We start from the raw sequence: 13,020 nt of genomic DNA on the forward strand, positions 1-13,020 counted from the left end.
GATCAGAACGCGTGCAGCGGCAGGTTCACGACCAGACGGTACTCCTTGTTCGTCGCGTCCGAGGAGTGCATCGAACCGGTGTGCCACATCGCGATGAACGTGACCTTCGTGTCCTTCAGCTTGCCGCTCTGGAACGTGTACGACGGGATGAAGCCGAACTCGTGGTGACGGCCCTGCACCGGCGCGCCGTTGCTCCAGTAGATGCTCGACTTGGTCGGGTCGTTCGCCGCGCCCGCGCTGCCGTCCGCACCCCAGCCCGTCACGCCCCAGACCATTGCCTTGAAGCCCGGCAGGCCCGCTTCCTTGCCGTAGAACGTGTAACGCAATTGCAGCGACTTTTCGTGCGGCGCGTTGTAGTCGACGTCCATCGAGTTGGTCAGGAAGATACCGTTCGTTTCGTTCAGGTAGTCGAAGAACTGGTCGCCGAGCACCTGCTGGAAGCCGAGCAGCAGTTCGTGCGGGCCGTGCTGCGCAGCCACCGACAGGCTGTATGCATTGTTGTCGATCTTGCCCTGCAGCGCATCGCCCGTGTCGTGCGTCGAATAGACGTTGCCGAAGCCCGTCCACTTGATCGTCTGCGGGCTGCCGATGCTGTGCTTCACCGACGCGTAGTACTGGTGCCACACGTCGTCGGCCTGGTTCGCGTACAGCGCGACTTCGCCGTTCGGCGAGTAATCCCACGTGCCGCCGACATACGACAGGCGATTGACGCGCGTGCCGCCGTATTGCGTCGTCAGGTTGGTGAGCGTCGTATGACCGCGCGCATCGGTCTTCGTGAAGCTGCCGGCCTCGAGCATCACGTTCTTGAATTCATTGCTGACGATCGTCGCGCCGAGGAACGTCGGCGGCAGTGCACGGTTGTCGTGCTGCTCCATGAACGGGTTGTCGACGGCCTGCAGACCGTACTTGACCACCGTGTTCGAGATGCGCGCCTTGATGTCGTAGATGCCCGGGTAGGCCCATGCGAGCTGGTTCGACCCGCCGCCGCCCTTCGCCACGTGCACCATGTTGCCTGCGCCCGCGCCGCCGTCGAGCTTCAGTGCCGCATACAGCGACGCATCGAAGCCGATGCCGATCAGGCCCGTCGTGTAGCCCGACTCGAAGTTCGCCATCGCGCCCTGGACCCACGCGTGGCGATGCGGCCCGCCCTTGTTGTCGAGCACGTCCGAATAGTTGCGGAACAGGAAGTCGAGGTGGCTGTCGGCGATGAAGCCCTTCGACTTCGACTGGGCCGACGGCTCGTCGGGCGGCGTGACGGCCTGGGTCGCCTCGGCGTTGATAACGGCGTTCGGGGTCGTTGCCTGCGCAACGGCCGTGCCCGTGCCGGCGGCCGGCGCGGCCGGCGCGGCCTGCGCGACCGTCAGCGGCGCGGGGGCTGCGTCGTCGGCGTGCGCGACGCCCGTCAGCGAGACGCCGGCGAGCGCCGGCAGTCCCCATGCAAGCAGCATCTTCGATGCCGTCCCGATCGTCTTCTGCTTTTTCATCGTGATTCTCGTCTTGTGTTGATATCGTCCACGCCGGTTGCGATCCGCTCCCGGCCCCCCGGCGTGCCCGGCTAAGGACGCGCCTGTACCCGCGGCGCGAAGATCGTTCGCGCCGTACCTACCCCTGTTGACCTGCCTGGTTTTATTTGCTGCGTTACTTCAAATCACGCCGCGCCCGCGCGAATGCACGCGACACGCGCCGCCGACCCCTGCCGCACTTCCGGCAGCGGCACGTCCTGCGCGCACGCGTCGATCGCGACCGGGCAGCGCGTGCGGAACGCGCAGCCCGACGGCGGGTTGAGCGGCGAGGGCATCTCGCCCGCCAGCAGCATCGGACGGCGAGCACGCTCGCGCGCCGGCTCCGGCGTCGGCGCCGCATCGAGCAGCGCCTTCGTGTACGGGTGCTGCGGCACGCCGTACACGTCATGCCGCGTGCCGAACTCCATCACGCGGCCGAGATACATCACGAGCACACGCCGGCTGATCGCCTTCACCACGGCGAGATCGTGTGCAACGAACAGATAGGACAACGACAGTTCGCGCTGCAGGTCGCGCAGCAGGTTCACGATCTGCGCCTGGATCGACACGTCGAGCGCCGAGACAGGTTCGTCGCAGATCACGAGCTTCGGCTCGCCGATCAGCGCGCGTGCGATGCCGACGCGCTGGCACTGCCCGCCGGAGAATTCGTGCGGATAACGCAGCAGGTGATGCGCGTTCAGGCCGACGCGTTCGAGCATCGTGACCACGCGGCGGCGCACCTCGGTGCGGCCGAGGCCGGCGTGGTGCGTGACGAGCGGCTCGGCGACGACCTGCTCGATCGTCATGCGCGGATCGAGCGACGCGAGCGGATCCTGGAAGATCATCTGCACTTCGCGCCGCATCGCGGTGCCGCGCAGGTGATCGGGCACGACGGCTTCGCCGCGCCATTTCACGGTGCCGGCCGTCATCGGCACGAGGCCGATCAGCGCGCGCGCGAGCGTCGACTTCCCGCAGCCCGATTCGCCGACGAGCCCGACCGTCTCGCCGCGCTTCACGTCGAACGACACGCCGTCGACCGCGCGCAGCGTGCCCTTCGGCGACCACGGATAGCCGCCGAGCGGCACGCGGAAATGCACCTTCAGATCGTCGACGGACAGCAGCGTGTCGTCCGTCGCGCCGGCATTGCGGCTTTCATTGACGCTCATCGCAGACCTCCCGCCAGATCGGCCACCGGGCGGTGGCATGCGCGCACCGCGCCCGCGGCGCCATAAGTTTCGAGCGCGGGGCGCGCGGCGCCGCAGCGTTCGTCCGCATACGTGCAGCGCTTCGCGAACGCGCAGCCGGCCGGCGCGGTGCCGGGCATCGGCGGGTTGCCGGGAATCGCGACGAGCGGCGCATCGTCCGCATCGGTCAGGCGCGGCAGCGCGTTGAGCAGGCCGATCGTGTAAGGATGCGACGGCGCCGCGAAGATCGAATCGGCCGGCGCGTATTCGACGGTGCGGCCCGCATACATGACCATCACGTCGTCCGCGAGGCCGGCGACCACGCCCATATCGTGCGTGATCAGCACGATCGCGGTGCCGCGCTCGCGGTTCAGCTCGCGCAGCAGGTCGATGATCTGCGCCTGCACGGTCACGTCGAGCGCGGTGGTCGGCTCGTCGGCGATCAGGATTTCCGGCTCGGACAAGAGCGCCATCGCGATCATCACGCGCTGGCGCATGCCGCCCGAGAACTCGTGCGGATACATGCGGATGCGCCGCGCCGCGTCGGGAATGCGCACCGATTCGAGCGCCTCGATCGCGCGCTTGGTCGCTTCCTTGCGCGACAGCTTGCGATGCAGCTGCAGCGTCTCGGTCATCTGCCGCTCGATCGTCAGGAACGGATTGAGCGACGTCATCGGATCCTGGAAGATCATCGCGATCCGGTCGCCGCGCACCGCGTTCAGCGCGCGCGTATCCATCTCGAGCAGGTTGTCGCCGCGGTAGCGCGCGGTGCCGGTCGTCGTGCCGTTGCCGGCCAGCAGGCCGAGCAGCGCCATCACGGTCTGGCTCTTGCCGGAGCCCGATTCGCCGACGATGCCGAGCGTCTTGCCGGCTTCGAGCGAGAACGACACGCCGCTCACGGCGTCGATCGGCGGCGCGTCCTTGCGCGTGAAGCGCACGCCGAGGTTGTCGACTTCGAGTAATGCAACCATTTCAGCGATCCTTCGGGTCGAGCGCGTCACGCAGGCCGTCGCCAACGAAGTTCACGCAGTAGAGCGTCACGCACAGCATGACGGCCGGGGCCAGCAGCAGCCACGGCATCGATTCCAGTTTCTGCGCGCCGTCCTGGATCAGCACGCCCCAGCTCGTCATCGGTTCCTGCACGCCGAGGCCGAGGAACGACAGCACCGATTCGGTCAGCACGATGTTCGGCACCGATACAGTTGCGTACACAACGACGACGCCGAGCAGGTTCGGCACGACGTGGCGCCGCACGATCGACGCCGGCGACACGCCGATCGCGCGCGCCGCATCGACGAACTCGCGGTTGCGCAGCGACAGCGTCTGGCCGCGCACGACGCGCGCCATGTCGATCCACGAGAACGCGCTGATGGTCAGCACGACCAGCATGAACGAGCGGCCGAACAGGGTCATCATCAGGATCGCGATCAGCAGGTACGGGATCGCGTACATCATGTCGACGATGCGCATCATCACGGAGTCGACGCGGCCGCCCGCGAAGCCCGCGGTCGCGCCCCACGCGACACCGAACAGGCCCGACACGAGCGTGCCGAGCAGGCCGACCTCGATCGACACGCGGCCGCCGATCAGCGTGCGCACCAGCAGGTCGCGGCCGAGCTCGTCGGTGCCGAACCAGTGCTGGTTCGCCCAGGTCGGCGGCAGGCTGATCGAGCCCCAGTCGCTCGCGGCGGGATCGGCCGCGAGCAGCCACGGGCCGACGAAGCACGCGAGCGTGACCAGCGCGAGCAGCACGAGGCTGAACACGGCCGCGCGGTTGTGAAGGAAGCGCGCCATCGCGAGCGCGAGCGGAGAGCGCGAACGCGGCGGCGAGTCGGTCTGCACGGGCAGCCCGACGACGGGAGTAGTCGGAGTCATCGCAGTGCCTCGCTCAATAACGGATGCGCGGATCGAGCCACGCGTACGCGAGGTCGACCAGCAGGTTGAACAGCACCGCGCAGACTGTCGTCAGCACGACGAGGCCAAGCACCAGCGTGTAGTCGCGGTTGATCGCACCGTTCACGACGAGCTGCCCGAGCCCCGGCAGCGCGAACACCGATTCGGTGACGACGGCCGCCGTGATCGACGTGATGCAGACCGTGCCGAACAGCGACACGACCGGCATCAGCGCGGGCTTCAGCGCGTGGCGCAGCACGATCGTCGAGCCCGGCAGGCCCTTCGCGCGCGCGGTGCGGATGAAGTTGCTCGACAGCGTCTCGATCATCGAGCCGCGCATCACGCGCGCGAGCAGCGACACGTTGATGAAGGTCAGCAGCACGATCGGCAGCAGCCGGTACTGCCAGCCGCCGTCGCCCCAGCCGCCCGCCGGCAGCCAGCCGTTGCCGGCCGACGTCTTCAGCAGGATCGCGAAGATCCACACGAGCACGGGGCCGAGCACGAACGGCGGCACGACGTTGCCGAAGTTGCCGATCAGCATCACGAAGCGGTCGATGAAGCTGTCGCGGCGCACGGCCGCGACGGTGCCGAGCAGCACGCCGAACACGATCGAGAGCGGGATCGACACGCCGCCCACGCCGAGGCTCACGGGCAGCGCCTTCTTCACGAGATCGTTCACCGACCAGTCGACGTAGCGGAACGACGGGCCGAGATCACCGTGCAGCAGCGAGCCGAGATACAGCAGGTACTGCTTCCACAGCGGCTCGTCGAGGTGGTACTTCGCGTTCAGGTTCGCGAGCGTCGCGGCGGACAGCTGCTTCTCCGTATCGAACGGGCCGCCGGGCGTGAAATGCAGCAGCAGGTAGCAGACGGTGATGACCGCGAGGATCGTCGGCACCGCCCACAACGTGCGCCTCAAAGCGTAGGCCAGCATGATCGCTCCGCTCAGTGCTTGATCAGGTACATGTCCTGCGAAGCACGCATGTCGATCACGTTCTTCAGCGAATAGCCGCCTACGTACGGCTTGACGAGACGATCAGCCGAGTACTGGAACAGCGGCACCATCGGCGTGTCGTTCATCGCCGCGTCGTGCGCCTGCGTGAGCAGTGCCGCGCGCGCCTTGTCGTCGAGCTTCTGGTTGCCTTCGTCGACGAGCGTGTCGGCCTGCTTGTTGCAGTAGCCGACGGTGTTCTGCGAGCTGCCGCAGCGGATCAGGTCGAAGAAGGTCATCGCGTCGTTGTAGTCGGCGAACCAGCCGTCGCGCGCGATCTGCACCTTGCCGTCATGCCGCTCCTTCATCAGCACCTTGAACTCGACGTTCTCGAGCTTGGTGTTGACGCCGAGCTTCGTGCGCCATTCCGACGCGGTGAACAGCGCGACCTTCTTGTGCAGGTCGTTGGTGTTGTACGTCAGCGTGAACGACAGCGGCTTCGCGTCCGAGTAGCCGGCCTGCTTCAGCAGGTTCTTCGCGGTCTCGACGCGCTTGGCCATCGGCCACGACGCCCATTCCGGCGTGAACGGCTGCACGCCCTTCGTGCCGTTCGGCATCAGCCCGTACATCGGCTTCTCGCCGGCCTGCGTGAGCTTCGACGTGAGCACGTCGCGATCGATCACCATCGACAGCGCCTGGCGCACGCGCTTGTCCTTCAGCGCGGCATCGCTGTTGTTCAGGTAGTAGTAGTACGTCGCGAGCTGCAGGCCCGGGCGCAGTTCGCCGCCGAACTGCTTGCTGACCTGCTGGAAAATGCCCGACGGAATCGAATAGCTGTAGTCGATCTGGCCGGCCTGGTACATGCGCATCGCAGTCTCGTCGCTTTCGATCGGCAGGTACGTGACCTTGTTGATCACGACCTTCGGCGCGTTCCAGTATTTCGCGTCCTTCGTGATCACGATGCGGTTGTTCGGCTGCCAGTCGACCAGCTGGAACGGGCCGTTGCTGACGATGTTGCCCGGGCGCGTCCACGCGTCGCCGAGTTTCGTCACCGTGTCCTTGTTCACCGGCGCGAGCGGCACCATCGCGGTCAGCTCCGGGAAGAACGCGACGGGCACGTCGGTCGTCACCTCGAGCGTGTACGGGTCGACGGCGCGCACGCCGAGCGTCGACGGCGCGGCCTTGCCGGCGATGATGTCCTTCGAGTTCTTCACGAACTCGACGAGGATCGTGTATTTCGAGCCCGTCTTCGGATCGACGAGGCGCTGCCACGCGTAGACGAAATCGGCGGCCGTCACCGGCTGGCCGTTGCTCCACTTCGCGTCGTGGCGAAGCTTGAAGATCCACGTCTGCGGCGTCTTGCGCTCCCACGACAGCGCGACGCCCGGCACGACCTGGCCGGCCGCATCGATGCGGGCGAGCCCTTCGAACAGGTCGAGGCCGATCGTGTTGCCGGTCCACGACTCGATGTGCGCGGGGTCGAGCGACTCGACTTCGGCGGGCACCTGTCGCGTCAGGTCCTGTTGAGGAGCGAGCGCGACGTTCGACGGAACGGTAACGGCGTGGGCGACGGGCGTCGTCAGGGCGAGCGCGGCCAGCACGGCCGACATGGCATGCAAGGATTTCATCGTGGCAGTCTTGAGAAAGTGGGTTCGGTGAGCGTCGCGCGGCGAATGCCGCGGCTTACGCGTGAGACGCTGACGGGTGCAGCGATTGAGGAGGCCCGTGATTCCCGTATTTCATCTTAGTATTCCTTACGTTTCTTTCGACAGGCATCCCGTCTTGGAAACGAAGGAATACCTGTGCGTTAGAACAGCCTCGGCGTACCGACCCAGACCACCACCGACTCGATCTTCGCGGTGTTGACCCAGCTGTGCGGGACCGTCGACTGATAGTGCGAACTGTCGCCGGCCTGCAGGACGAACGTCTTGCCTTCCAGCGTCAGAGAGACTTCCCCTTCAATCACATACAGGAACTCTTCTCCTGCATGTGTCGTCACCTCGGACCGCTTCTGCCCCGGCGGCAACCTCACGAGGATCGCCTCGAGCTGTCGCCCTTCGGATACGTTCGTCAGCCGCGCGAACAGGTTCGCCGAATCGGCAAACCCGAAGAAGCGCAACTGCTCGCCTCGGCAGACCGAGCGTTCCTCGCTCGGCGTATCCACGAAGTACTGCACCGTCACACCGAGCGCGTGCGCGATACCGGCCAGCGACGTCAGTGACGGCGACGCGAGCCCGCGCTCGACTTGAGACAGAAACGGCTTCGAAATCCCCGCGGCGGTAGCGGTGTCGTCGAGCGTGCGCTTGAGTCGTTGGCGCAACGCGCGAATCTTGCTGCCCAGTACGGCGGCAGCGTCTGCTGACCGCGAGTTTTCAGTGGGGGGAACCATAGCAGGCCGAAAAGTGATCGTCAAAAAATGTTTGATGGAAAATAACTAAGTTAGATCGATATAGCTTAGTCTTCAGGTTCGCACATGCCTTCGGTGTTGAGCCCGGTGCACTAAACAGGGCACGGAGCGAGCGAAACGACGCGCTATCTTGCCAGACTCGCCGGCTTCACAGGCAAGCTGCAAGCGGCTCTCCGGGAATCTTCGGAGGGCCCGCCGAGAAGTTTACAAATAGATGATGAGACGAATCTTCCTGAAAGTTGCTGCCATATCGGGAGTTTCCCTAAGTGGCGCATACCGGACGCACCGGACCGGCGAACGTTACCACTCGCGCGCCGGTCGGGGTCGTTCCCCGCCTCATCGGGCGGTGTTCGCCTCCGGCCCGGGCTAGGGCCCGTTCCGGCTAATAACGGGCTTGCGCTGGTCACCAGAAGGGCCGAGCGCAAGGAATGCGACGAAGCGAATACTCGACGTATTCGTGAGGAGCATGACGCAGCGATCGGCCCTTCTGGTGACCAGCCCGTGGAATGAATTTATTTTTTAGATTTGGGGAACGCACCTTTCCGGCCGCATTGCGGCGTCGGACGTCGCTTGTTTGGCGTGGCCAAACGGCGCTCCGCCCTCCTTGCACTGCAGCCGGAAAGGAGCGTTCGCAAGCCCGTTATTAGCCGGAACGGGCCCTGAGCCCGACTGTTCCATCGCCGATGCCAAGCCTACCCGGCCCATTGTGCACAGGCGCCAGTTAGACCCAAGACGACGCGTGATCCGTGCCGTCCGTTTCAACCGAGATTGATGATGCATTCACCTGTTTCACAAACCCGATCGTTCACGACGGTCTTCCTCATCGAAATGTGGGAGCGCTTCGGCTACTACGGCATGGCCGCGCTCCTGGTCCTCTTCATGGTCGACCGGCTCGGTTTCACCGACAGCCATGCGAACCTGACCTGGGGTGCGTTCACCGCGCTCGTCTATGCGGCACCGTCGATCGGCGGCTGGATCGGCGACAAGGTGCTCGGCGCCCGCCGCACGATGATCATCGGCGCGGCCGTGCTGTGCGCCGGTTACCTGATGCTCGCGGTACCGAACGACCACCTGACGTACATGTACGCGTCGCTCGGCGTGATCGTCGTCGGCAACGGCCTGTTCAAGGCCAACGCGGCGAACCTCGTGCGCCGCATCTACGAAGGCGACGATGCGCGCATCGACAGCGCGTTCACGATCTACTACATGGCGGTCAACATCGGCTCGACGGTGTCGATGCTCGCGACGCCGTGGATCAAGGATCACTGGGGCTGGCACGCCGCGTTCGCGGTCTGCTGCGGCGGCATGCTGCTCGCGATCCTCAACTTCATGCTGATGCACCGCACGCTCGCGCATGTCGGCTCGCAGCCGGACGAACAGCCGATCCGCTGGAAGCGCCTCGGCGCGGTCGCGGCAGGCGGCGTCGCGCTCGCGCTGATCACGCTGTACGTGCTGCAGCACAAGCAGCTCGCGGTCGCCAGCGTGTGGACGGCAGCGTTCGCGATCCTCGCGATCTTCGCGTACATGATCGCGAAGTCGGAGCGCTCGGAACGCGCGGGCCTGATCGCGGCGCTCGTGCTGATCGGGCAGGTGATCCTGTTCTTCATCTTCTACGTGCAGATGTCGACGTCGCTGACGCTGTTCGCGCTGCGCAACGTCGATCCGCGCTTCATCCTGTTCGGCACGACGCTGTTCACGTGGAGCGCCGCGCAGTTCCAGGCGCTGAACCCGATCTGGATCATGCTGCTGAGCCCGGTGCTGGTGTGGGTCTACAACGCCGTCGCGAAGGGCGGCCGCGACCTGCCGGTCGCCGCGAAGTACGCGCTCGGCTTCGGCGCGGTCGCCGCGGGCTACCTGGTGTTCACGATCAGCGGCCGCTACGCGGTCGACGGCCGCGTGTCGTCGTGGTTCATGGTGTGGGGCTACGGCCTCTACTCGCTCGGCGAACTGCTGGTGAGCGGCCTCGGCCTCGCGATGATCGCCCGCTACGTGCCGGCGCGCATGAGCGGCTTCATGATGGGTGCATATTTCGTCGCGACGGGCGTGTCGCAGTATCTCGGCAGCGTCGTCGCGAACTTCGCGCAGATGCCGTCGCACGAGCTGCCGGCCACCGAATCGCTGCCGCTGTACCTGTCGCTGTTCGAGAAGCTCGGCTGGCTCGCCGCGATCGGCATGCTGCTCGCGCTGCTGCTGCTGCCGCTGATGAACCGCCTGTCGCGCCAGCATCAGCGCTGCGCGGAAGAGCGTCGCGAGGAAGCGCTGCAGGCGCAGGCCGTCACCGCGGCCCAATAAGTACTATCCCTTGGCGTGCGGCATGCACGCCACATTCCCCTGCCGGTTGCGCGATCGCGTCCTACACTGGTGGAAACGCATCCGATCCGTCGCGATGCGCACTGGCGGGAGAAGATCATGAAAAGCAAGACCACGCGGCTGCTGAGGATACTGTCGGACATCCGGCACGCTCAGCGCTGCACCGCGATTCGCGCCGCCCGCGCCGCGGCCGAAGCCGACGCGGTACTCGCGGAGCACGACGACCCGGCGCCGGACAACCGCGACGACGCCGAATCCGACGAAGCAACCGCCGTTCCCCGCTCCCGTATCGGCTCACCTCACTGACGCCGCGCGGCACGTTGCGTGCCGCACGCGCCGCTCACGCGGCCGCACTGCGCCACCGCGCGATCCACGTTCCCGAACCGGCCACGGCCATCATCAGCCCGAGCGCGCATGCGTCGGCCACGAGGCCCACGCCGACGTGCCGCAGATCGGCGCCGTGCGCGACCGGGTGCAGCAGCGAATCGATGACGAGCGAAATCGCCGCGCCCGCGACGAAGCAGATCAGCCCGCGCTGGCCGATCGCGACGACGGGCCGCACGCCCTGCGCGATCCGCGCGATCCAGCCGTAGCGCACGCAATCGGCCATCAGCCACGCGACGGCCGCGAAGCTCACGACGCGCGGCAGCGCGAGATCGCGCTTGAGCACGCCTTCGGGCAGCGGCAGCCCGGAAAACAGCTTGTAGCTCGCACAGCCGAGCACGACCGCGCACGCGACGCCGGTCGCCGCGGCGCCCCACCGCCCGAGCGCGATGCGCCGGTAGAACGGCTGGCAGCGCGCGAGCACGCCGGCGACGAACATCAGTTGCCATGCGAACGGGTTGAAGCTCCAGCGGAAGCCGTCGGTGTCCAGCAGCTCGGGGCCGAGCCAGCCCGCCGCCAGCCACGACGCGACGCCGAGCGCGACCAGCAGCCACGGATGGCGGCGCGCGAACGGCACGAGCACCGGCGACGCGAGCGCGAACAGCACGTACATCGGCAGCACCGACGCGAGATACGGCTGGCGCTGGAACGTCAGCAATTCGGCGAGGCCCGTGAGCGGCGATGCGAGCATCACGCTGACGTCGTCGAGCGCGAGGTTCGGCGCATCGATCCCGTAGTGATCGAGCACGGCCGACACGACGAGCATCAGCGTCGACGTCGCGAGAAACGCGCGGTAGATCTGCATCGCGCGGCGCACGAACCGGCGCTGCGCGGCGCGCGCGCCCTGCCGTTCGGCGATCGCGCCGTACGCGCTCGCGGTCGCGAAGCCGCCGAGAAAGACGAACACCTCGGCCGCGTCGCACAGCGCGAACGCGTGCAGCGTCACGCGCGACAGCACGCTTGCGCCGATGTGATCGACGACGATCATCAACAGCACGAGCCCACGGAAGAAATCGACTTCGATCAGGCGGCCGCTGCGCGACGGCTGGGCCGCGGCGGACGACGGCATGCTCAACGACATGAGCGCACCTGCGCAACGGCGGCGCAATCGGCGCCTGGGAATGCATCGGGAAGGAGAAGGCGAGCGCGATCAGCGGCGATGCGCGTATGCCCGCATCGCGCCAACCCGGCCGGCCAGGCACGGGGATGACCGTTCATTGGAAAGCTGCATACGAAGGGAAGTCGGTCAGGCCAGTCTAATGGCCGATCCGGGGAGACCCTAAGTAACAAAGTGCAACCGAATCTTCTGTTCGATTACAAGCGCGAGACCGGCGATATGAAGCGGGCAGCGCCGCCAGATTGACGCCAGCGCGACGCCAGTTTGCGGTCAGCATCGATGCGTTCGACCGCGGTTCGACCGCGGTTCGATCGTCGAGCGATACACGATGCGCGGCACGTTCCGTGCGGCCGCCGCACCACGATCAGGATCGAGATCGAAACTTATCTGCGCGCGGGCAAGCGTCGCATCAGCATTGCGCTGTGCCACGCGGTCAGCGCGACGGCGACCCAGATTGGCCCATACGTCGCGAGCTTCGCGACGCTCAGCGTCTCGCCGAGCAGCAGCAGCGACACCGCGACGAGCAGCACGGGCTCGACGTAGCCGAGAATCCCGAATAGCGCCATCGGCAGCATCCGGCTCGCCTTCAGGTAGCTCGCGAGCGCGAGCGTGCTGAGCACGCCGAGCCCAGGCAGCAGTGCGGCCCACAGCACCGGATTGCTCGCGACGCGCGTCGTGCTCGCCGCGACCATCGCGAACGCGACCGGGCACAACAGCACGATCTCGATCGCGAACGCGGCCAGCGAATCCGCGTTGATCCGGCGGCGCAGCACGAAATACGGCGGATAGCCGAGCGCGACGACGAGCGTCGGCCACGCGAACGCGCGCGTCGCCCACACTTCGTGCACGACGCCGAGCGCGGCGCACGCGACCGCCGCCCATTGCAGCGGGTCGAGGCGTTCGTGATAGTAGAAGCGGCCGACGAGCACCATCGTCAGCGGCAGCAGGAAATAGCCGAGCGACACCTCGAGCATGCGGCCGTGCAGCGGCGCCCACAGGAACAGCCACAACTGCAGGCCGAGCAGCGCCGCGCTCGCGGGCAGCGCGATCAGCAGACGCCAATCGCGCACGCCGCGCCGCGCGAGGTCGGCGAGCGCGGGCCAGCGGCCGCGCAACGCGATCAGCGCGAGCGCGCCCGGCGCGGTCCACAACACGCGCCACGCGAAGATGTCGAGCCCGGTGAGCGGCGCGAGCAGCTTCGCGTAAACCGACATCAGCGCGAACAGCGTCGATGCCATCACCGACAGCATGAGGCCGCGCCCGGCGTCCGGATACCCCGTCATGGTTGTTGT

General features: G+C 66.6%; 11 protein-coding genes. 2 read left to right on the forward strand and 9 right to left on the reverse strand.

Features of this window, described 5'->3' with window-relative positions:
- Positions 1 to 2: 2 nt before the first annotated feature.
- The 7 genes from ACM6JT_RS19370 to ACM6JT_RS19400 form a co-directional block, all read right to left on the reverse strand.
- Positions 3 to 1,484, reverse strand: coding sequence for an OprD family porin (locus ACM6JT_RS19370; RefSeq protein ID WP_217590301.1), 1,482 nt, complete (start codon positions 1,482 to 1,484; stop codon positions 3 to 5).
- Between the two features lie 164 nt (positions 1,485 to 1,648).
- Positions 1,649 to 2,668, reverse strand: a complete 1,020-nt coding sequence (locus ACM6JT_RS19375; RefSeq protein WP_217590302.1) for an ABC transporter ATP-binding protein — start codon at positions 2,666 to 2,668, stop codon at positions 1,649 to 1,651.
- Positions 2,665 to 3,657 (reverse strand): ABC transporter ATP-binding protein, encoded by a 993-nt coding sequence (locus ACM6JT_RS19380; RefSeq protein WP_105390573.1) that lies wholly within the window; start codon positions 3,655 to 3,657, stop codon positions 2,665 to 2,667. The genes ACM6JT_RS19375 and ACM6JT_RS19380 overlap by 4 nt, the downstream gene beginning before the upstream one ends.
- A 1-nt stretch (position 3,658) precedes the next feature.
- Positions 3,659 to 4,561: an ABC transporter permease gene (locus tag ACM6JT_RS19385; protein WP_217590303.1), complete on the reverse strand. Its 903-nt coding sequence runs from the start codon at positions 4,559 to 4,561 to the stop codon at positions 3,659 to 3,661.
- A 13-nt stretch (positions 4,562 to 4,574) separates the two neighbouring features.
- Positions 4,575 to 5,513 carry an ABC transporter permease subunit gene (locus tag ACM6JT_RS19390; protein WP_034181604.1) on the reverse strand — a complete coding sequence of 313 codons (939 nt, stop codon included), beginning with the start codon at positions 5,511 to 5,513 and terminating at the stop codon, positions 4,575 to 4,577.
- A gap of 11 nt (positions 5,514 to 5,524) precedes the next feature.
- On the reverse strand, positions 5,525 to 7,138 hold the full coding sequence (locus ACM6JT_RS19395; protein WP_034181603.1) for a peptide ABC transporter substrate-binding protein: 1,614 nt from the start codon (positions 7,136 to 7,138) through the stop codon (positions 5,525 to 5,527).
- A 179-nt stretch (positions 7,139 to 7,317) separates the two neighbouring features.
- Positions 7,318 to 7,899: a cupin domain-containing protein gene (locus ACM6JT_RS19400; protein WP_034181602.1), complete on the reverse strand. Its 582-nt coding sequence runs from the start codon at positions 7,897 to 7,899 to the stop codon at positions 7,318 to 7,320.
- A gap of 789 nt (positions 7,900 to 8,688) precedes the next feature.
- Here ACM6JT_RS19400 and ACM6JT_RS19405 point away from each other — a divergent pair.
- Together ACM6JT_RS19405 and ACM6JT_RS19410 are read left to right on the forward strand one after the other, a co-directional pair.
- Positions 8,689 to 10,209 carry a peptide MFS transporter gene (locus ACM6JT_RS19405; protein WP_072440034.1) on the forward strand — a complete coding sequence of 507 codons (1,521 nt, stop codon included), beginning with the start codon at positions 8,689 to 8,691 and terminating at the stop codon, positions 10,207 to 10,209.
- A 117-nt stretch (positions 10,210 to 10,326) separates the two neighbouring features.
- Positions 10,327 to 10,533 carry a hypothetical protein gene (locus ACM6JT_RS19410; RefSeq protein WP_414857203.1) on the forward strand — a complete coding sequence of 69 codons (207 nt, stop codon included), beginning with the start codon at positions 10,327 to 10,329 and terminating at the stop codon, positions 10,531 to 10,533.
- A gap of 34 nt (positions 10,534 to 10,567) precedes the next feature.
- Here the strand turns inward: ACM6JT_RS19410 and ACM6JT_RS19415 are convergent, their stop codons facing one another.
- On the reverse strand, positions 10,568 to 11,692 hold the full coding sequence (locus ACM6JT_RS19415; protein ID WP_105390575.1) for an OpgC domain-containing protein: 1,125 nt from the start codon (positions 11,690 to 11,692) through the stop codon (positions 10,568 to 10,570).
- Positions 11,693 to 12,111: 419 nt separating this feature from the next.
- Positions 12,112 to 13,011 carry an EamA family transporter RarD gene (rarD, locus tag ACM6JT_RS19420; RefSeq protein ID WP_414857078.1) on the reverse strand — a complete coding sequence of 300 codons (900 nt, stop codon included), beginning with the start codon at positions 13,009 to 13,011 and terminating at the stop codon, positions 12,112 to 12,114.
- Positions 13,012 to 13,020: the final 9 nt, after the last annotated feature.

Source organism: Burkholderia sp. IT-111MI5 (genome assembly GCF_949752865.1).
Lineage (GTDB): Bacteria > Pseudomonadota > Gammaproteobacteria > Burkholderiales > Burkholderiaceae > Burkholderia > Burkholderia pyrrocinia_C.